Origin of the sequence: Rugosimonospora acidiphila (genome assembly GCF_039543385.1) — a bacterium.
GTDB classification, from domain to species: Bacteria; Actinomycetota; Actinomycetes; order Mycobacteriales; family Micromonosporaceae; genus Rugosimonospora; species Rugosimonospora acidiphila.
In genome coordinates, this window is record NZ_BAABJQ010000002.1 from 388,616 (window position 1) to 407,293 (window position 18,678).

Annotated in this window: 18 protein-coding genes; 8 read left to right on the forward strand and 10 right to left on the reverse strand. The window is 69.5% G+C overall.

Annotation, left to right across the window (positions count from 1 at the left end; all coding sequences use genetic code 11):
- Positions 1 to 56: 56 nt before the first annotated feature.
- The 5 genes from ABEA87_RS04470 to ABEA87_RS04490 all read right to left on the reverse strand — a co-directional run bounded on the left by ABEA87_RS04470 (position 57) and on the right by ABEA87_RS04490 (position 4,123).
- The gene (locus tag ABEA87_RS04470) at positions 57 to 968 is read right to left on the reverse strand and encodes an amino acid ABC transporter permease (RefSeq protein ID WP_345626285.1); all 912 of its coding nucleotides are present in this window, start codon (positions 966 to 968) and stop codon (positions 57 to 59) included.
- Positions 965 to 1,621, reverse strand: coding sequence for an amino acid ABC transporter permease (locus tag ABEA87_RS04475; RefSeq protein WP_345626287.1), 657 nt, complete (start codon positions 1,619 to 1,621; stop codon positions 965 to 967). Before ABEA87_RS04475 ends, ABEA87_RS04470 begins: the two co-directional genes overlap by 4 nt.
- A gap of 16 nt (positions 1,622 to 1,637) precedes the next feature.
- A complete protein-coding gene (locus ABEA87_RS04480) occupies positions 1,638 to 2,546 on the reverse strand; it encodes a glutamate ABC transporter substrate-binding protein (RefSeq protein ID WP_345626289.1) in 909 nt (302 codons plus the stop codon).
- Between the two features lie 53 nt (positions 2,547 to 2,599).
- Positions 2,600 to 3,382 carry an amino acid ABC transporter ATP-binding protein gene (locus ABEA87_RS04485; RefSeq protein WP_345626290.1) on the reverse strand — a complete coding sequence of 261 codons (783 nt, stop codon included), beginning with the start codon at positions 3,380 to 3,382 and terminating at the stop codon, positions 2,600 to 2,602.
- Between the two features lie 381 nt (positions 3,383 to 3,763).
- Positions 3,764 to 4,123 (reverse strand): hypothetical protein, encoded by a 360-nt coding sequence (locus tag ABEA87_RS04490; RefSeq protein WP_345626292.1) that lies wholly within the window; start codon positions 4,121 to 4,123, stop codon positions 3,764 to 3,766.
- Positions 4,124 to 4,574: 451 nt separating this feature from the next.
- Between ABEA87_RS04490 and ABEA87_RS04495 the strand changes: the two genes are divergently transcribed.
- Both ABEA87_RS04495 and ABEA87_RS04500 read left to right on the forward strand, forming a co-directional pair.
- Positions 4,575 to 5,780, forward strand: coding sequence for an NAD(P)/FAD-dependent oxidoreductase (locus ABEA87_RS04495; RefSeq protein ID WP_345626294.1), 1,206 nt, complete (start codon positions 4,575 to 4,577; stop codon positions 5,778 to 5,780).
- Positions 5,777 to 6,697, forward strand: a complete 921-nt coding sequence (locus ABEA87_RS04500) for an RNA polymerase sigma-70 factor (protein WP_345626295.1) — start codon at positions 5,777 to 5,779, stop codon at positions 6,695 to 6,697. Before ABEA87_RS04495 ends, ABEA87_RS04500 begins: the two co-directional genes overlap by 4 nt.
- Before the next feature lie 176 nt (positions 6,698 to 6,873).
- Here ABEA87_RS04500 and ABEA87_RS04505 read toward each other — a convergent pair whose 3' ends face one another.
- Both ABEA87_RS04505 and ABEA87_RS04510 read right to left on the reverse strand, forming a co-directional pair.
- Positions 6,874 to 7,821, reverse strand: coding sequence for a glycoside hydrolase family 16 protein (locus ABEA87_RS04505; RefSeq protein ID WP_345626297.1), 948 nt, complete (start codon positions 7,819 to 7,821; stop codon positions 6,874 to 6,876).
- A 30-nt stretch (positions 7,822 to 7,851) separates the two neighbouring features.
- Entirely contained in the window at positions 7,852 to 9,483 is a 1,632-nt protein-coding gene (locus tag ABEA87_RS04510; protein ID WP_345626298.1) for an extracellular solute-binding protein, read from the reverse strand.
- A gap of 405 nt (positions 9,484 to 9,888) precedes the next feature.
- Between ABEA87_RS04510 and ABEA87_RS04515 the strand changes: the two genes are divergently transcribed.
- The 5 genes from ABEA87_RS04515 to lspA all read left to right on the forward strand — a co-directional run bounded on the left by ABEA87_RS04515 (position 9,889) and on the right by lspA (position 15,196).
- Complete coding sequence (locus ABEA87_RS04515; protein ID WP_345626299.1) at positions 9,889 to 10,944, forward strand: LacI family DNA-binding transcriptional regulator; 1,056 nt, start codon at positions 9,889 to 9,891, stop codon at positions 10,942 to 10,944.
- Positions 10,945 to 11,056: 112 nt separating this feature from the next.
- A complete protein-coding gene (locus tag ABEA87_RS04520; protein WP_345626301.1) occupies positions 11,057 to 12,673 on the forward strand; it encodes an FAD-dependent oxidoreductase in 1,617 nt (538 codons plus the stop codon).
- Between the two features lie 47 nt (positions 12,674 to 12,720).
- Positions 12,721 to 13,698, forward strand: a complete 978-nt coding sequence (locus ABEA87_RS04525; protein WP_345626303.1) for an ABC transporter permease — start codon at positions 12,721 to 12,723, stop codon at positions 13,696 to 13,698.
- Entirely contained in the window at positions 13,695 to 14,609 is a 915-nt protein-coding gene (locus tag ABEA87_RS04530) for a carbohydrate ABC transporter permease (protein WP_345626305.1), read from the forward strand. The genes ABEA87_RS04525 and ABEA87_RS04530 overlap by 4 nt, the downstream gene beginning before the upstream one ends.
- 80 nt (positions 14,610 to 14,689) lie before the next feature.
- On the forward strand, positions 14,690 to 15,196 hold the full coding sequence (gene lspA / locus ABEA87_RS04535) for a signal peptidase II (protein WP_345626307.1): 507 nt from the start codon (positions 14,690 to 14,692) through the stop codon (positions 15,194 to 15,196).
- A 279-nt stretch (positions 15,197 to 15,475) separates the two neighbouring features.
- On the opposite strand, the gene ABEA87_RS04540 is transcribed toward lspA, so the two are convergent.
- The 3 genes from ABEA87_RS04540 to ABEA87_RS04550 form a co-directional block, all read right to left on the reverse strand.
- Positions 15,476 to 16,018, reverse strand: coding sequence for an RBBP9/YdeN family alpha/beta hydrolase (locus ABEA87_RS04540; protein WP_345626309.1), 543 nt, complete (start codon positions 16,016 to 16,018; stop codon positions 15,476 to 15,478).
- A 94-nt stretch (positions 16,019 to 16,112) separates the two neighbouring features.
- A complete protein-coding gene (locus tag ABEA87_RS04545) occupies positions 16,113 to 16,706 on the reverse strand; it encodes a cation transporter (RefSeq protein WP_345626311.1) in 594 nt (197 codons plus the stop codon).
- A gap of 81 nt (positions 16,707 to 16,787) precedes the next feature.
- Positions 16,788 to 17,690: a phytanoyl-CoA dioxygenase family protein gene (locus ABEA87_RS04550; protein WP_345626313.1), complete on the reverse strand. Its 903-nt coding sequence runs from the start codon at positions 17,688 to 17,690 to the stop codon at positions 16,788 to 16,790.
- Between the two features lie 98 nt (positions 17,691 to 17,788).
- Here ABEA87_RS04550 and ABEA87_RS04555 point away from each other — a divergent pair, with 98 nt between their 5' ends.
- A complete protein-coding gene (locus ABEA87_RS04555) occupies positions 17,789 to 18,673 on the forward strand; it encodes a helix-turn-helix transcriptional regulator (RefSeq protein ID WP_345626314.1) in 885 nt (294 codons plus the stop codon).
- The last annotated feature ends 5 nt before the right edge of the window (positions 18,674 to 18,678 follow it).

Below are 18,678 nucleotides of genomic sequence, written 5' to 3' on the forward strand. Positions count from 1 at the left end.
CGGCTCAGGACTCGGCTCGTCGCACGGCTCAGGACTCAGCGCGTCGCACGGCTCGATCAGCCCTTCGCCGAGACCCGTTCCAGCAGCCGCACCAGCCGCGACAGGATGAAGCCGGCCAGGAAGAACATCACGGCCGTGACGATGATCGCCTGGAACACCACCCTCGGCTCGAATGAGCCCATCGTCTCGCCCCGCCGCAGCGCCTCCGGGTAGGTCACCGCCACGCCCAACGTGGAGTCCTTGAACAGGATGACCAGTTGCGTCAGCAGCAGCGGCACCATCCGGCGGATCGCCTGCGGGAGGATGACCAGCCGCATCGCCTGGCCGCGGCGCAGTCCGACGGCGTACGCGGCCTCGCGCTGGCCGCGATCCAGGGACAGGATGCCGGTCCGGTAGATCTCCGCCATCACCGCGCTGTTGTAGAGCGTCAGCCCGATGACGACGTACCACATGGGTTCGATCGGGTGCAGGTACACCGGGAACAGCAGGTACGGGAACAGGATGAGCAGCACCAGCGGGAAGCCCCGGAAAAACTCGATCCACGCCACGGCGGGCAGCCGCAGCGCCGCCGTACGGGACAGCCGGCCGAGCGCCAGTGCCAGTCCGATCACCAGGGTCAGCCCTCCGGCGATCACCGACGCCTTGACGTTGTTCAGCATGCCCTGGCCGAGGTACCTGAGGATCTCCGGGGACAGCACGTAGGACCAGCGCGCCCGTTGCAGGTGGCCGTAGCGGTCCAGCCGGTACGCGACGAACACGACCAGGCCGGCCAGTAGCACCAGGCAGCCGGCGGTGGCCACCCGAACCCGGCGGCGTCCCCGGGGCCCGATGGCGTCGTAGAGCACCGCCGTCTCCCCCGAACGCGCCCGGCGGGCCCCGATCGCACGGGGCGGCGCGATGCGCGGCGGCTCCACCTCGGTCATCGCGTCGCTCGGCACCGCGTCGCTCGGCATCGTGTCGCCGGTCATCGCGCCACCGCCGCGCGCCGCTCGAACCGGGCGACCGCGTAGCCGGCCGGGATGGTGATGATCAGGTAGCACACCGCGATGGCGATCAGCAGCGGCATGATCTGGCTGGGCGCGTCGCGGGCGAGCTCACCGAATTGGAAGGTTATCTCCACCACCCCGATCAGGCTGGCCACCGCCGTGTTCTTCACCAGTGCGATGAAGATGCTCCCCAGCGGCGGAACGACCGTGCGAGCGGCCTGCGGCAGGACGACGTGACGCAGGTTCTGCCCGAAGGTCAGCCCGAGCGCGCGCCCGGCCTCGGCCTGTCCCCGGGCGATCGAGTTGATGCCGGCCCGCAACGCCTCGCACACCTGCGCCGCCGTGTACATGACCAGAACGAGCAGGGCGGAGGAGAACGGGCTCACGCGTACCCCGAGCTTCGGCAGGCACAGGATCGCCACGAACATCAGCACCAGCAGCGGGACGTTGCGGAACCATTCGACATAGGCCAGTCCGGCGGCCCGCGCGGGGGCCGCCGGACTGATCCGCAACACGGCCAGAATCGCGCCGAGGATCAGGGCGCCGGCGTACGAGGCGAACGCCAGCAGCAGGGTCGCGCGGAATCCCTGCCAGAACACCGGCAGACTGTCCACCAGGAAGTCGACGCCGTTCATGGATGGCCGGGCCCGCTCAGTACCGGTCGACCGACGGCTTGGTGGGTGCCTCGGGCAGGAACTGGCCGGCGGTCTTCGCCCACGCCTTGTCCCAGTCGCCATTGGTGAAGATCTCGTCGAGCGCGTCGTTGACGAAGGTCCGCAGTTCGGTGTCGTCCTTCTTCAACCCGATACCGTACGGCTCCGTGGTGAACGGCTTGTTGATCACCTTGAGTTCGTCGGGACTCTTGCTCACCAACCCGAGCAGGATCACGTTGTCCGTGGACAGGGCGTCGTAGGTGCCGTCCTTGACCCCTTCGGCGCACAGCGCGTAGCTGTCGAGCGTCTGCGGTTTCAGGCCGGGGACCTTGTCCTGCAGGTTCTTCAGCGAGGTCGAGTTCTGTTGCGTGCACACCCGCTTGCCGGCCAGGTCGGTCACGCTCGCGATGCTCGTGTTGTCCTTGCGTACCAGCACGTCCTGCCCGGCCTGGAAGTACGGCCCGGCGAAGTCGATCTTTTCCTTGCGCGCCGCGTTGATGGTGTACGTGGCGACGACGAGGTCGACCTCACCGTTCTCGATGACCTGCTCCCGTACGGCAGTCTTGGCCTCCTTGAACTCCACCTTGTCCGGTGAGCCGAAAATCTTGATGGAGATCAGCCGGGCGATCTCGGCGTCGAACCCCTCGACCTGCTGCGATGTCGGGTTCTGCAGGCCGAAGCCGGGCTGGTCGAACTTGGTACCCACGACGAGTTTGCCTTTGTCCTTGATGGCCTGCACCGACCCGGACAGGCTGCCGGCCGCCTTCAACTGGTACCCGATGGTGGGTTCGGGCCTGGGGCCGCCGCCCCCCGAACCGCTGTCCAGATCGCTGGTGCTCCCGCAGCCGGTGATGGCGAGCGCGACCACGCTGACGGCCACGGCCACGGTGACTCGGATGGTACGCATGTCGTCTCCTCCCGCCGGTCGGGACGGTCGCGACCGACCGCCCGCCGGCAGCGTCAATGGGCGAGGACCTTGGATAGGAAGTCGCGGGCCCGGTCGGTCCGCGGGTGGTCGAAGAACTCGGCGGGCGGGGCCTGCTCCAGCAGTTGGCCGTCGGCCATGAATACCACCCGGTCGGCCGCCCGCCGGGCGAAGCCCATCTCGTGGGTGACCACGACCATGGTCATGCCCTCGCCGGCGAGCGCGGTCATCACGTCGAGCACTTCGTTGATCATTTCGGGATCCAGCGCCGAGGTCGGCTCGTCGAAGAGGAGCACCTTCGGGTCCATCGCGAGGGCGCGGGCGATGGCCGCCCGCTGCTGCTGCCCGCCCGACAGCCGTGCCGGCATCTTGTCCGCCTGGTCGGCGATGCCGACCCGGCCGAGCAGTTCGCGGGCCCGGCGGCGCGCCTGTTCTCTCGGTACGCCGCGCACCTTGACCGGGCCCAGGGTGACGTTGTCCAGGACCGACATGTGCGCGAACAGGTTGAACTGCTGGAAGACCATGCCCACCTCGGCGCGTAGCCGGGCCAGCGCACGACCCTCGACCGGCAGCGGGCGGCCGTCGACGTGGATGTCGCCGGAGTCGATCGGCTCCAACCGGTTGATGACGCGGCACAGCGTGGACTTGCCCGATCCGGACGGGCCGACGACGACAACAACCTCGCCGCGCGACACGTCCAGGTCGACGTCCCGCAGTACGTGCAGGGATCCGAACCACTTGTTCACCCCGTGCATCGCGATCAGCGGCGCCTCGGACGCCGACGCGCGGGGTGCGTGCGCCGCGGACGGCGCGCTCATCGCCGACCCTGTTCCGGCTCGATCACCGGCACGGACGGGTTCACCGGCCGCGGGGTCATCGGCCGGCGCGGCTGTGGCCGGCGCGGAACCGGTCCACAAGGGACGTTGCGGTGCGGAAGGCGCACAGCGCGGGTACGGGTGCTGATGCGGGTGCTGGACATGGTGTCGGGTCTCCCGTCGGTGCACGGGCACGGGTCATCGCGACGAAACCGTGGTCGCTGTTGAATGCGTTCGCGATCGGTCTACCGACCGGCGATGCGGCCGGCGGTCGGACCGGTGTCGCGAGAAGGTGTTGGCGCACCGGCGCTGCGGCCGGTGAAAAAGGGCGACTGGATCGGCTGGCCCTGGCGTCGGCCGGCGCTGGCCAAGGGCCCGCGTGCGTCAGCCGGTGAACGGCGGTGGTCCGCGCCCGCCGGGCTTTCGCGACGCGGCGGCACCGCCCAGCCGGCAGCAGCCCGAACCCAGCAGCAGGAGCAGCGCCAGCGCAAGTGCGCTGGCGGGAATCACCGCGCCGGAGCCGGGTGCGCCACGCGGGGACCGGGTCCTCGACCGCGGCGCCCGCAGCGCGGACCACGGTGCGGAGTGCACGGCGGCGGAATGGACCGCGGTGACACCGGCGCGCTCGACGACCGGTATCCCGGTTGCCGCCAACCGACTCTGACTGAGCATGACCAGGACAGCGAGAGCGCCGACGATCAGAGCGACCGTCGTCAGGTGCCGTCGAATCCACTGATCCCGCATCCCGCTCAACGGTACACGGCGAAATAGCATTCGAGACTGTCGACTGATTTCCAGTTCGGTCACGATCGCATTCCCGTTCGAAGGTTCACGCCACCGGCGCCGGTCAATTCCCTAGTCATTTGCGGAAATCAACATGTGCGCCAATCCTTCGGCTATCGCCTGCCGCCGTTGCTCAAGAACGTGCGACCGGTCATCGCGCGCGTCGTACAGAACTCGACGGTCCCCCACCACTTATCAGGCCGGCCGAATGGGAATCCATTGAACCCGCCCCAACGCACCGTGCGAGTGTGGGGCGCCCAGCGGACGAGCGCCCGCGAGCACCCTCCGGTCCTGGTCCGCCGCTTGTCACCGGGGCGTTTCGCGCTGTGTCGCGCGTCACACCGACCGCATGTCACGGCCGGACGGGCCGGTTCCATCTCCTGAGCGTCACAGGCAATCGGAGGAGGAAACGATGAGTGCACCGAGCGAAGCCCACGAGGCAACCCCCCACCGCGTTCTGATCCTGGGCGCGGGTTATGCGGGGATGGCCGCGGCCATCCAGCTCGCCGGTCGGGTCAAGCGGCGCGGGGACGCGCAGGTGACGCTGATCAACGCGCAGGACCGGTTCACCGAACGACTCCGGCTGCACATGACCGCGACCGGGCAGCGGGTTGCCGAGCTGAGCATCCCGGAGCTGCTGGACGGCACGGGTACGCGGTTCGTGCGCGGCTGGGTGACGGCGGTGAACGCGGACGCGAGGACCGTGCGCGTCGACGACGACCGGGTACTGCACTACGACACTCTGATCTACGGGTTGGGTAGCGTGGCCGACACCGAGACAGTGCCGGGCGTGGAGGACTACGCGTACAGCCTGAACAGTTTCCAGGACGCGGAGCTGCTGGCCGGCCGGCTGGCGCGACTCGGCAGCGGGACGGTGGTCGTCGGTGGCAGCGGGCTGACCGGCATCGAGTCGGCGGCGGAGATCGCCGAGCAGTACCCGAAGCTGAACGTCGTGCTGCTTGGCCGCCACGAGCCGGGTGCGACGATGACCTCGAAGGCCGGGGCGTACCTGCGGTCCGCGCTTGAGCGCCTGGGCGTCCAGGTGCGTAGCGGAGTTGAGGTCACGAAGGTGCTGCCGGATGCGGTCGAATTGGTGGGCGGGGAGACCATCGCCACCGAGGTGGTGTTGTGGACCAGCGGCACCCGGGTGTCCCCGTTGGCGGCCGCCGCCGGGCTGACCGTGGACGAGCGGGGCCGCATCGTGACCGACACCGGGTTGCGGTCGGTGTCGCATCCGCAGGTGTACGCCGTGGGCGACGCGGCCGCGATCGCGCAGGGCTACCGCGTCATGCACGGTACCTGCCAGGGGGGCATGCCGACCGGAGTGCACGCCGCGGTGTCCATCGTTCGCGCGTTGCGGGGTAGGCAGCCCAAGCCGTTCCGCTTCGGCTACTACCACACGCCGGTCAGCCTGGGCAGGCACGACGGGGTCGTGCAGTTCACCCATCCCGATGACAGCCCCCGACGGCTGCACCTGACCGGCCGCATCGCGGTGAGGTATAAGGAGACGGTGACTGCCTCACCCTGGCCTACCTTCGGCCGCATGAAGAAGATGCCAGCCTCGGGGGCCTTCTGGCCGCGGGGTGGCCGCTTCACCCGGATCCGGGCGTCGCGGTGACCCACTCATATGCGGACGCGGGTCAGCAGGTTTTCGACCAACACCGCAACCTGCTGTTCTCGGTGGCCTACCGCATCCTCGGCAGCGCGGCCGATGCCGAGGACGCGGTGCAGGACGCTTGGCTCAAATGGTCGGCGGCCGACCGCTCGCAGGTGGCCGATGCCAAGGCGTACCTGGCGCGGATCGTGTCGAATCTCGCGCTGGAACGGCTGCGCTCCAGCCGGCACAAGCGTGAGGTCTATGTCGGACCGTGGCTTCCGGAGCCCATCCTCACCAGCGGCGACACCGCCGAGACCGTGACGGAGGCGGAGTCGGTGTCCATGGCGATGCTGGTGGTTCTGGAGACGCTGAGTCCGCTGGAACGCGCGGTGTTCGTGCTGCGGGAGGTCTTCGACTTCAGCCATGCCGAGATCGCGGAGGCGGTGGAGCGTTCGGAGACCGCCGTGCGGCAGGCCGCACACCGCGCCCGTGAACATGTACAGGCCCGGCGTCCCCGCTTCACCGCGGACCGGTCACGGCAGCGGGACGCCACCGAGCGGTTCCTGGCCGCCGCGACCGGCGGTGACGTCAACGCCCTGATGGAGCTTCTCTCGCCGGGGGTCACGCTGTGGACCGACGGGGGCGGGAAGGTTCGCCAGGCCATCCGCCCGATCGTCGGCGCACAGACGGTTGCCTCCTGGTTCGCGGGCATCGGCACCGTCACCTACCAGGGAGTCGCGCCCGCCGACATGAACGCCCAACTCGTTGAGATCAACGGTGGGCCTGGTGTGCTGTTCAGCGGATTGGGTCGGGTGGTCGCCACTGTCACGTTCGATTTCGGCTCCGACGGCCGCATCATCGCCATCCACAACGTCGCCAACCCGGACAAGCTCAAGGCGATCGCCGACGGCACCAGTCACGACATCGGGACGCGTTGACCGTGGCGGCCTGAACGTGGCGGCCTGAACGTGGCGGCCTGAACGTGGCGGGCCTGAACGTAGCGGGCCTGAACGTGGCGGGCCTGAACGTGGCGGGCCTGAACGTGGCGGGCCTGAACGTGGCGGGCCTGAACGTGGCGGGCCGGCGCGCTCGTGGCGCGCCGGCCCGTCGATGGTCACTGGAGATTCTGGTCCTGGAACACGTGCACGTAGTCGACGTCGAACTGCTGGGGGAACGGCGTCGTGTCGTCCGGGTGCCCGAACCACGACGCGCCCAGAGCGGTGTCCATCACGATGTACATCGGGGTGTTGAAGTAGTTACCGGTCAGGCTGATCTGGCAGGTGGCCTTGTTGTCGACGTAGTAGGTCAGGGTGGGGCCGGGCTCCCAGACCAGGCTGTAGAGGTGGTAGTCGGCGGACAGGTTGACCGGACTGTTGTATCCGGTGGCTCCGGTGCAGCCCTGGTTCTGACCGAGGTCGGTGCCGTTGGCCGTGTCCGCGTAATGCAGGCCCTGGTTGACCACGGACGGGGTGTTCCACAGCTCGGCGAAGTCGATTTCGTTGCCGCCCGGCCCCGGCCAGGCCGAGTTGGTGTTGCCCTGCAGCCACAGCGCGGGCCACACGCCCGGGCCCATCGCCGGAATCTTCGCCCTGACTTCGATTTTGCCGTAGGTGAAGGAGAAGCGGCCCTTGGTCCAGACCATCCCGGAGGTGTACGCCTTCGAGCCGTACTGGCGCTTCTCGCTGGTGATGACCAAGTTGCCGTTGCTGCCACTGACGTCGAATGAGGTGAATACCTGGTCGTTGCCGAGGCTGTCGTTGACCAGGCCCTCGATCACGCCCCACTTCTGCGGGTCGACGCCGGTGTCGAAGCCGTCTCCCCAGACCTGCTGCCAGGCGTGCGGGTTGACGATGATGTTGCCGCCGGTGCGGACCACCTCGGTGCCGTTCGTGACGATGGCGGCGGGCCGGGCCCCGGTCGTGCCCGCGGCGGCCGGGCCGCCGGTGGTGACGGCGGCCAGTCCCGCCGCGACCAGAGTCACCGTGAGCGCCCCGGAGACGGCGGCGAACCGGCGGCCGCGCCGCCATGACGGCGTGGTCTGTTGATCGGTACGCGTGTGCATGTGCTCTGCCCTCCTCGGATCGGGTGTGCCTCAGTGCAGTTGCGCGTACGCCTGTTCCAGTTCCTTGGTGACCTGGTCACCGCCGGCGCTGCGCCAGTTGCTCACCGTCTCGTCCCAGCCGGAGACGGGTTTGTTCCCGCGGAGAATCTCGCTCAGCGAGTCCGTGAGGATCTTGTTGATCGCCGCACCCTTGGTGGCGTTGGTCGGCGAGTAGAGCCCGACCGTCGGGTCCGAGACGAGCAGGGGCGCGACCTTCTTGTGGAAGTCGTACTGTTTCTGGACGATGTCCTGTCGGCCCGGGCCGAGCGTCGGTGACGCGTCCACGATGTACTGCATGGGAATTTTGGTCTCCACGCTGCCCGTGCTGGTGGCCACCGGCGCACCGTCGACCATGGTGTAGTCGGTGCCGGCCGTGCCGAACTTCCGGAACAGATGCTCGGTGGTGCCGACCGGGGCGGCCATCCAGTTGCAGACCTGGAGCAGTTGTTTGATCCGGCTGGCGCTGGCCTTCTTGATGGCGGTGACCGCGTAGCTGCCGGATCCGGTGAAGTGCTGTGATCCCCCGCCGGAGTACGCCGGTGCGACCAGGCCGCCGACGTTGACGCCCGGGTACGTGCTGACGAAGATGTCCCAGGCCGCGTACCCGTCGAGGGTCATCCCCACCTTTCCGGTGCCGAACCAGTCGCGCTGTTGCTGGAAGGTGGCGCTGAAGGTGTCCGGGTGGAACAGGCCCGCCTTCCACATCGACGACACGATGTCCAGCGCCTGCTTGTACGCCTCCGTGGTGACCGCGTTGGTGAGCTTGCCGCCCTGCTCCTGCCAGGCGTTCGGCGCTCCGGCGATCTCCAGCGCGAACTGCATGGCGCCGCCCCCGGCCGCGCCCGCGTTGCCCAGCGCCCAACGGCCGGCCTTGGCGTCGGTCAGCCCCCGGCACAGGTCCAGGAATTCCTGGTAGTTCTGCGGCGCCGGATTGAGCGAGCGCTGCGCGATGAGGTCGTCGCGGGTGAACATGATGGAGCCGATGCTGGCTCGTGGGGTGGGCAGTCCGTAGATCCCACCGTTCGCGACCATCGGCTGCCAGCTGAAGGTGGGGATGTTGGCGAGGAACGGATAGGCCTTCACGGCGTCGGCCGAGAGGAACTCGGTCAGGTCGGCGAACAGCGACTTGAGTACCTGTGGCAGCTGCGGCGTCCAGGACGGCAGCATCACGATGTCGGGCAGGTCGCCGCCGGCCAGCGTGGTGGATACCTTGCTGCTGTAGTCGCTGTCCGGCACCATGTTGAACTTCAGGTCGGCGCCGACCTTGGCGTTGAGCGCCTGCCAGAACTTGTTGCCGCCCAGGGCGGGCGGCACCGGCGTGAAGGTGTCGACCAGGATGTTGACGGCGCCGGCACCGGTGGCCGGTGGCGACTGGTAGGCGGTGACCGGGTTGGCCGGGTAGCGGAAGAAGCCGGGCAGCAGGTCCTGGCCCGCCGGCAGATCCGGGGTCACCTGGTCGTACGGGACGTAGGTGGGCAGCTTCAGCTTGCTGTTGGCCTGCGTGACCCCGGCCGCGCTCGGGCTGCTGCCGCAGGCGGCGAGCGAGGCGGAGGCGGCGGTTAACGCGATGGCACCCGCGCCGCGCAGTAACGCGCGCCGGCTGACGGCCTGTGCGGTGGACACGGTTGTCCTCCCATCGGAACGGTGGCGTCCCCCACCACCGTTGCGGGCGCCGGCTGGGCGCCTCGCGCGACGGCGGTTTGAGGACGGTTCGAAGTCGGGCGGGAATCTGTGACCCTCTTGCCGGCGCCTGGCCGAAGCTGACCGCGCCGCCGCCCCCGGCCGGAACGATCAGCGCCGAGAGCCCGAGGTTGCCGTGATAATGCGCCTCAGTTGCTGAGGCCACACCATACGAGCGGGTCATCCCGCTGTCAACAGCGGCCTACGCCCGGTGAACACGAAGTACCCAGCCTAGCAACGGAAACGGGGGCGGCTCCCGCTTGACTCGGTCGACCGGGCGCGGCTAACGTCGACTGTGATAACGCGCTTAATCATCGATCGGCCCGGACAGGGAAGGTGACGGCTCGGATGGACGCCCAGCCCCGCAAGCGCCCGACCCAGGCGGACGTCGGGCGCCTCGCTCGGGTCTCCCCGGCGGTGGTCTCCGCCGTGGTCAACGGGCGCGGCGGCGGTGTGCGGGTCAGCGACCAGACCGCGGACCGCGTCTGGGAGGCCATCCGGCAACTGGGGTACGTGCCCAACGTCGCGGCCCGCACCCTCGCCGGCGGGCGTAACAACATCGTGGGCGTCTTCACCTACGAGGCCGTCTTCCCGACCGAGGCGAAGAGCTTCTACCACGACTTCCTCGCCGGCATCGAGGAGGAGGCGGAGGAGCGGGGCTGCCACATCCTGCTGTTCACCGGATCGCGCGGCGAGGGTCGCCGCCGCAGCATCTACAAGGACGGCGTCAACACTCTGCAACTGGCGGATGGAGCGGTCCTACTCGGCCAGGACGAGGACCGCGAGGAGCTGGCCGAACTGCTGCGCGACCGCTACCCGTGTGTCTTCGTCGGGCGGCGAGAGATCGCCGGCGGCGACGCCTCCTACGCCGCGGCCGACTACGCCTCCGCCGCCCAGCGCATGGTCGACTTCATCGTCGAGCACGGACACCGGCGGATCGGGAGGATCCAGAGCGCCTGGCGCCACGAGGCGCTCATCGACCGCGAGGCGGGATTCGTCGCCGGGTGCCGCCGGCACGACGCCGCCATCGACTCGGTCGACACACTGGTGGCGCCGTCCGGGGACGCCGTCGCGAACCTCGTACGGATCCTCATCGACCAGCAGGTCAGCTGCGTGGTGACCGACGACCACGCGGCCGCCGTAACCGCGTGCCGGACGGCGCGGGCGCGGGGGCTGCGGATCCCGGAGGACCTGTCCGTCGTGGCCCTGGGCGACTACCCCGGTGACGACGCCGGAGACCAGCCGATCACCACCGTGATCACGCCCCGCCGGCAGATGGGCATGGAGGCCGTCCGGTTGCTCGCCGGGCTGCTCGACGATCCTGCCGATACTCGCCCGCGCCGCACCGTTCTCGACTGCGGCCTGCGGCTGGGCACGACGGTGGCGGCACCGCCCCGCCACTGAGCCCGCCGACCATTCAGCTCGCCGACCACCCCGATCGCCAGTCGCCCCGATCGCCAGTCGCCCGGATCGCCAGTCGCCGGGGCGCACCTTTACGCACGAGGGAGAGGCCCACATGCCTGAGCGACGCTGCGATGTTCTCGTGGTCGGTGGCGGCCTGGGCGGCATCGCGGCCGCGCTGGCCGCGGTGCGACTGGGTCGGCAGGTCATCCTCACCGAGCAGACCGACTGGCTCGGCGGGCAGCTCACCGCCCAGGCCGTGCCGCCGGACGAGCACCCGTGGATCGAAGAGTTCGGCTGCACCCGGGGATACCGGCGACTGCGCACCGGCATCCGGGACTACTACCGGCGCAACTACCCGCTGACCGAGGCGGCCCGCACAGCGCCCGAGCTCAATCCGGGCAAGGGCCGGGTGAGCCGGATCTGCGCGGAGCCCCGGGCGTCGCTCGCCGCGATCGACGAGCTGCTCGCCCCGTACCGGGCAGACCGCTCGCTGGAGGTGCTGATCCGTTGCCGGCCGGTCCGGGTCGACACCGACGGCGACCGGATCGCGGCGGTGACGCTGCTCGACGAGGACAGCGGCACCGAACTGGTGGTGTCGGCGTCGTACGTGCTTGACGCGACCGAACTCGGGGACCTGCTGGAACTGGCCGGCGTCGAGCACGTCACCGGCGCCGAGAGCCGGGAGCAGACCGGCGAGCCGCACGCGCTGCCCGGCCCGGCCCAGCCGTTGGACCAGCAGGCCTTCACCTTCTGCTTCGCCTTGGACTACCGGCCGGGCGAGGACCACACCATCGACCGACCGCAGCAGTACGGGTTCTGGCGCGATTACCGGGCGGACTTCTGGCCAGGCCCGCTGCTGAGCTGGTGGGACGTGTTTCCGGCACAGCTCACGCCGTACTCCAGGGCAATCTTCGAGGACCCCCGCGAGTACGCCAACGCCCACTCGTTCGACCTCTGGCGGTACCGGCGGATCCTGTACCGCAAGCACTTCGCCCAGCCCCCGGCCAGCGACGTGACGCTGGTGAACTGGCCGCAGGCCGACTACTGGCTCGGTCCCCTGGTCGGGGTCGACGAACAGCGGCGGCGGCGCAACCTGGCCGCGGCCAGGCAGCTGAGCCTGTCGTTCCTGTACTGGATGCAGACCGAGGCGCCCACCCTCGACGGCGGCACCGGCTATCCGGGCCTGCGGCTGCGGGAAGACGTCATGGGTACCGCCGACGGGCTGGCCAAGCAGCCCTACGTCCGGGAGTCGCGGCGCATCCGCGCCGAGTTCACCGTGCGGGAACAGCATGTCGGGGTCGCCGCGCGCAGCGGCCTCACCGGCGCCGAGGAGTTCCACGACTCGGTCGGCATCGGCAGCTACCGCATCGACCTGCACCCCAGCACCGGCGGCCCGGCCGGACCCCGCACCTTCGTCGACGTCGAGACCTGGCCGTTCCAGATCCCGCTGGGCGCCCTGTTGCCGGTGCGGGTGGAGAACCTGCTGCCGGCGGGAAAGAACATCGGCAGCACCCACATCACCAACGGGTGTTACAGACTGCACCCGGTGGAGTGGGGTATCGGCGAGGCGGCCGGCGCGCTGGCCGCGCACTGCCTCAACACCGCGCTCGTGCCGCGCCAGGTGCGGGCGGACCCGGCCCGGCTCGACGAGTTCCAGGATCTGCTCACCGAACTGGGTGTGGAGCTCGCCTGGCCGGTCGAGGTACGGACGATGAAGAAATACTACTGAGCTTTTCCCGCACGCCCCGCCCGCCGGGGCGGACCGAGGAGGGTGCAATGGCCGTCGATACCGCGATCGGCAAGGCCGAGACCACGACGCGAGCCGTGCTGGCGCCGCCGCGCCGGCCGTCGCTGCGGGTCCGGTGGCGTCGGGACCGGACGCTGCTGCTGATCGCGCTGCCCGGCCTCGCCGCGCTGCTGGTCTTCCACTACCTGCCGCTGCTGGGCAATGTGATCGCCTTCAAGGACTATCAGCCGTATCTGGGCATCACCGAGTCACCCTGGGTCGGGCTGACCAACTTCCGCGCCATCTTCACCGGCGACCCGGCCTTCCTCAACGCGGTACTCAACACGCTGGTCATCTCGATGCTTCAGGTGCTCTTCGTATTTCCGGTACCCATCGGGCTGGCGCTGCTGCTCAACTCGATGGCCTCCGAACGGCTCAAACGCGTCGTGCAGTCCGTGCTCTACCTGCCGCACTTCCTGTCCTGGGTCATCGTGGTGGCCATCTTCCAGTTCATGCTCGGCAACACCGGACTGGTCAACACTTTCCTGCACGCCCATGGCGGCGGCGGCTTCGACCTGATCGGCAATCCGGGACTGTTCAAGGAGTTGGTGACCAGTCAGGTGATCTGGAAGGACACCGGCTGGGGGACGATCCTGTTCCTCGCCGCGCTGTCCCGCGTAGACCCGGCGCTCTACGAGGTCGCCCAGATGGACGGGGCCTCCCGGATGCGCCAGCTCTGGCACGTCACCCTGCCGGGGATCAAGTCGGTGATCGTGCTGGTGCTCATCCTGCGCCTCGGCGACGTGCTCTCGGTCGGCTTCGAGCAGATCCTGCTGCAGCAGAACGCGGTGGGCCCCCACGCCTCCGAGGTTCTGGACACCTACATCTACAACAACGCGGTGGTGGCCGGCGGTTGGGGTGTCTCCGCGGCGGTCGGTCTCATCAAGGGACTGATCGGCGTGGCCCTGGTACTCGGCGCCAACAAGATCGCGCACATCTTCGGAGAGCGGGGCGTGTACCAGGGATGAGCATCGGAATTTCCAGAGGCCGCCGACCGGTCGGCGCCGGGCTGGCAGTCGCGCTCGCCCCGCTACGGGCCGTCAAGGGACTGGTCCTCACGTTGTGCTGCCTGGTCGTGGTCGTGCCGCTGCTGGCGGTCGTCTCGACCAGTCTCGCCGATCCGCGACAGGTCAACGAGGCCGGTGGGTTCGTCCTGTGGCCGCGCCATCCCAGCCTCGCCGCGTATCGGGCGGTCTTCGCGGGCGGGGTGGTGACCCATGCGATCCTGGTCTCGGTCGCCATCACCCTGGTCGGCACCGTGCTCTCCCTGGCCAGCACCGCGCTGCTCGCCTACGGACTGTCCAGACCGGGTAGCCTCGGCTCCCGGCCGATACTGATGGTCCTGCTGTTCAGCGTGCTGTTCTCACCGGGAATCATCCCGATGTACCTCGTCGTGAAGCAGCTGGGGTTGCTCAACAGCTACTGGTCGCTGATCCTGCCGGTGCTGATCAACGGATTCAATGTCATCGTCATGCGGGAGTTCTTCCTCGGACTGCCCCAGGAACTGCTCGACGCCGCCCGCATCGACGGCGCCGGCGAGCTGAGCATCCTGTTCCGCGTCGTGCTCCCGCTGTCCAAGGCGATCCTGGCGGTGGTCGGCCTGTTCTACGCGGTGGCCTACTGGAACAGCTTCTTCTCCGCGCTGCTCTACCTCGCCGATACCGTCAAATGGCCGTTGCAGCTGGTCCTGCGCACCTACGTGGTGAACAACGCCGCGATCGGGGTGGACGCCTCGGCGCTGGCCGGTGCGCCGGCACCACCGCAGCAGTCACTGCAGATGGCGATCCTCGTCATCAGCCTCGTGCCGATCCTGCTGCTCTACCCCTTGCTGCAGCGGCACTTCGCCAAGGGCATCCTGCTCGGCGCGGTCAAGGGATAGGCCGGCCCGAGCGGAACGGCGCTCAAAGGCCAGGACAGGCACGGCCCGCACGGGCCGTGGCCGTCTGCCAGAATTGCCGCATGCATCCGATCGCAGCAGCCCGCCGGCTCGTGTGGCTGATGGCCCTGGCCGGGTTCGCGGCGGACCAGATCACGAAGGCACTGGTCGCGGCACATCTCGAGGGACAGCCACCGATCCAGGTCGTGGGCGACCTCGTGAGCTTGAACGCCTCCCGGAACTCGGGGGCCGCGTTCTCGTTCGCCCCCGCGGCGACGGCGGTATTCACCCTGGTCGCGATCGGCGTCGTCGTGGTCATCGTCCGGGCGGCCTCCGCCCTGCGGTCCACCGGCTGGGCGATGGCACTCGGGTTGGTCCTGGCGGGCGCGGCCGGCAATCTGACCGATCGTCTGCTGCGTGCCCCGGGCCTCGGCCGCGGCGCGGTCGTCGACTTCATCGACGTGCGACACTTCGCGACCTTCAACCTCGCCGACGCCTGCATCACCTGTGGGGCCGTCCTCGCCGTCCTGCTGAGCATGCGCGGCATCCCCATGACCCAGAAGACGGCGCCCACCGCCGAACCGGCGTAGCCAGCACGGGCCGGACTGGACCCAGCGGTGGTCCCGCCCCTGACCGTCGGTGCCAGCTGCGTCAGTCGGTCAGGCCGGCGCTGATCAGCCAGATGTGTTCGCAGGTCGCGGACGCCTTCCGCAGCGCCTCGCGGGACTCCTGTGAGGCGTGGTAGAAAGTCCGCTCGACCATCCAGCACAGGGCGCGCGCCATCGCTGACGCTTGGTCCGCTTCGTCGCTGGCGGCAACGCCGGCTCGTTCCAGGACGGCGGTGATGGCCGTGATGAACAGGAGTGACCTCAGTCGGCGGTCTCGGCGAGGAGGTCTCGGAGTAGCCGCTCACCCTGGGGCCACGGGCCGAAGCCGGCGGCGGGGTTGACGTGGCCGGCGTCGCCGAGGTCCACCAACCGCGCGCCCCACTGTTGGGCAATCAGCCGGGACCAGCCGATCTCTGCCCAGGGGTCGGTGCGGCTGGCCGCCAGGACAGTCGGAAACGGCAACGGATTCGCCCCGGGCGGGCCGAAACCGGCGATCGGCGCACCGAGGGACGCCGAATGGTCGATATCGGGCGGCGCCACCAACAGCGCCGCGCGGACCCGGGCGTCGTGCCGATGCGCCCAATGGGCGACGGTGTGACAGCCGAGACTGTGCGCGACCAGCACCACCGGTCCGGTGGCCCGCTGGATCGTGTCGTGCAATGCGGCGACCCACTCGTCCAGGTCCGGCCGATCCCAGTCCCGCTGCTCGACCCGCACGGCGCCGCGCCGGTCCCGGAGCCAGTGGGACTGCCAGTGATCATGCCCGGAACCACCCAGGCCCGGCACGACGATCATGTTCTCCATGGCGGAGACGGTAGTGCCCCGGCCTCACCGCCGCCGAGTACCGCACACCGCCCGCCGGTCCAGTGCCCGCACCGGCGCCGGCGCACGGCCGGGTTCACGACCTGAAGATGGCCCTCACCTCGACGCCGGCGTAGCCGGCAAGGACGTAGCCGGCGAGAGGATCGGCCCACCACCAGCCCTGAGTGGCGTTGAGCACCAGACCGGCGAGCACCGCGGCGGCGAGCACGCCGTCGATGAGGGTGACTCGGCCCTCCGTGCGCAGCACCGGGTTGTCCAACGCCGCTCCGGTGCGGGCCTTGCCCGCCGCCAACCCGAGCATGGCGATGGTGGTGGCCGCCGTCCAACCGATACCTGCCGGGCTGTGTCGAGGGTGATAGCCGGCGAGCAGTACGACGCTGGACTGCGCGAGAAGATACGCGGCCAGGAGCGCGAACGCCACGCCGATCATCCGTAGCGCTCGCCGCTGCCGATCCCCACCCGTACCCGAGAGTTCCCAGACCACCACGACGGACGCGCCGATCTCGATCAGCGAGTCGAGTCCGAAGCCGGCCAGGGCGGCCGATCGGGCAGCGATCGCCGCGATGGCCAGGACCACGATGCCGACGACGTTCCAGCCCAGTGTCAGATATTCCAGGGCGAAGCCACGCCGCAGCAAGCGCCTGCGAACCGCCTCATCTGCGAAAGCCACCCGCCCATTATCACGCCGCTACGGTTGCCAGCCGATGTCGGAATTCCACGACCTCCGGCGAGCTCGTTGTCCGGGTAGGGTTCAGCGGTCGCAGCCACCCTCCTTGTCGGGCCGCACGTACGCCCGGGTGAGGTCGGTGATGCCCTTGTACGCGTACGGGTCCTCACCGGCGACCAGCACGACGTCGCGGTAGTCCCAGTTGGCCGGTGAGCGGCCGGCCGGAATCTTCCACGGCAGCGGCGAGGTCGCGCTCATGTAGTGGTTCGCCAGCGCCCGCCGGTACCCGTGCCGGCCGGTGTTGGGCAGCGAGCGATGCAGCAGGTACCCGTTGAAGACCACCGCCGATCCGGCCGGAACCTCCACCGGTACGGCGTCCTCGTCGCGGTACGGGAAGTCGTACGCCTCCACCGAGCAGTCGAAGCGGGGGTCGTCCTGCTCCCGGTCGGGGTAGAGCACCCCGCGCCGGTGCGATCCGGGAAGCACCCACAGGCAGCCGTTCTCCACCGTCGCGTCGTCCAGCGCGATCCACACCGCGGTCAGCGACCGGTCGCGAGTCGGAATGAACAGCTCGTCCTGGTGCCAGGGCTGGCCGGGCCTGCCCTCCGCCTTGATGAACAGCATCGACTGCATCGCCTTGACGTCCGGCCCGATGACCCGGGTCAGCACGTCGAGCACCCGTCGGTGTGCCAGCGACCGGCGCACGACGGCCGACAGCTTGTGCGGGTGGTGGACGCACAGGTACCGGCGCAGCACGTCGGCGTCCGGCTCGTCCGGGGCGCTGGTTGGCCGACCGTCGATCGCGCCCAGCTCGCCGCGGCACAGGCGCACCGCCTCCGCGTTGACTTCGGCCACCTCGCCAGGCGTCAAGGCACCCCGCAGGACCCCGTACCCGTCCACCCGAACCTGCTCGATCAGCGCGTCGGAGACGGTGTCGTGGTGGACGACCGACCGCGCCGCGGGCACGGTCGAGTTACTCCCGGCCATCGCTGCTCCTCGTGTCAGTAGGCGATCTAACTGGCACCAGTATCTGTGGAAGCACCCTGACCGGCCATGTCCACGGCACCCCGGTAACCTGTCTGTTCATGACCTCGCGCTCGATCCGGGCGCGCCTGCGCAACGGGCCCGCGGTCGCGCACTACCCGCCCGGGGCGACCCTGGGTCCGCGCGTGCTGCCCTGCTTCGAATTCGTCTGGATGCTGCGCGGGCAGGCCAGCCACGAGTACGACGACGACTCCGGCCGGCACGCACACACCATCGCGCCGGGCCAACTGCTGCTGTCCCGGCCCACCGCGCGAGAGCACTACGCCTGGGACCGTGACCGAGGCTGTGTCCACGCGTACGTGACGTTCTACCTCGATGATCCCGGGCCGCTGGACGCGCCCGGCGGCTGGCCGACGGTCCGGCAGCTGTCCACCGCGGACCCGATGGCCGCGTTGTGCCGGTACCTGCTGTGGCTCGGCGGAACGGACGCACCCCGTGCGCCCGCACGCATCGACGAGGTCCTCGGCTGGCTGCTCGACCTGTTCGTCGACGGTCCCGTCACCGACCTGGACGACGCGCCGCTGCCCGAGCACATACTCCGGCTCGCCGATCACGTGCGCGCGGTGTGGACTACCGACGGGACGCGGGCGCTGCGCCTGGACGAGCTGGCCTCGGCCGCCCGAGTCTCCGCCGGGCACCTGACCCGAATGTTCCGGCAACGGTTCGGCCCCGGGCCGGTGGGTGCGGTCGAACTGATCCGGCTCGCCCGCGCCGCCATCCTCCTGCAGCGCAGCAACCTGAACATCGGTGAGGTCTCGGACGCGTGCGGCTTCGCCAACCCGTTCCACTTCTCCCGCCGCTTCCGGGCGGCGTACGGGGTGGCCCCGCGCGGGTACCGCGCCGACCGGCTCCGGGATCCGCTCGACCCGGTACGCCGGTCGGGCCTGCTCCCGCTGGCCCGGCGGCTGCTCGTCGAGGACCTTTGACGGGT

Excerpts from the sequence above, each read along its gene's own strand:
- ABEA87_RS04470 (WP_345626285.1), bottom strand. The coding sequence starts at position 968 with ATGACCGGCGACACGATGCCGAGCGACGCGGTGCCGAGCGACGCGATG.
- ABEA87_RS04475 (WP_345626287.1), bottom strand. The coding sequence starts at position 1,621 with ATGAACGGCGTCGACTTCCTGGTGGACAGTCTGCCGGTGTTCTGGCAG.
- ABEA87_RS04480 (WP_345626289.1), bottom strand. The coding sequence starts at position 2,546 with ATGCGTACCATCCGAGTCACCGTGGCCGTGGCCGTCAGCGTGGTCGCG.
- ABEA87_RS04485 (WP_345626290.1), bottom strand. The coding sequence starts at position 3,382 with ATGAGCGCGCCGTCCGCGGCGCACGCACCCCGCGCGTCGGCGTCCGAG.
- ABEA87_RS04490 (WP_345626292.1), bottom strand. The coding sequence starts at position 4,123 with ATGCGGGATCAGTGGATTCGACGGCACCTGACGACGGTCGCTCTGATC.
- ABEA87_RS04495 (WP_345626294.1), top strand. The coding sequence starts at position 4,575 with ATGAGTGCACCGAGCGAAGCCCACGAGGCAACCCCCCACCGCGTTCTG.
- ABEA87_RS04505 (WP_345626297.1), bottom strand. The coding sequence starts at position 7,821 with ATGCACACGCGTACCGATCAACAGACCACGCCGTCATGGCGGCGCGGC.
- ABEA87_RS04515 (WP_345626299.1), top strand. The coding sequence starts at position 9,889 with ATGGACGCCCAGCCCCGCAAGCGCCCGACCCAGGCGGACGTCGGGCGC.
- ABEA87_RS04520 (WP_345626301.1), top strand. The coding sequence starts at position 11,057 with ATGCCTGAGCGACGCTGCGATGTTCTCGTGGTCGGTGGCGGCCTGGGC.
- ABEA87_RS04525 (WP_345626303.1), top strand. The coding sequence starts at position 12,721 with ATGGCCGTCGATACCGCGATCGGCAAGGCCGAGACCACGACGCGAGCC.
- ABEA87_RS04530 (WP_345626305.1), top strand. The coding sequence starts at position 13,695 with ATGAGCATCGGAATTTCCAGAGGCCGCCGACCGGTCGGCGCCGGGCTG.
- lspA (WP_345626307.1), top strand. The coding sequence starts at position 14,690 with ATGCATCCGATCGCAGCAGCCCGCCGGCTCGTGTGGCTGATGGCCCTG.
- ABEA87_RS04540 (WP_345626309.1), bottom strand. The coding sequence starts at position 16,018 with ATGGAGAACATGATCGTCGTGCCGGGCCTGGGTGGTTCCGGGCATGAT.
- ABEA87_RS04550 (WP_345626313.1), bottom strand. The coding sequence starts at position 17,690 with ATGGCCGGGAGTAACTCGACCGTGCCCGCGGCGCGGTCGGTCGTCCAC.
- ABEA87_RS04555 (WP_345626314.1), top strand. The coding sequence starts at position 17,789 with ATGACCTCGCGCTCGATCCGGGCGCGCCTGCGCAACGGGCCCGCGGTC.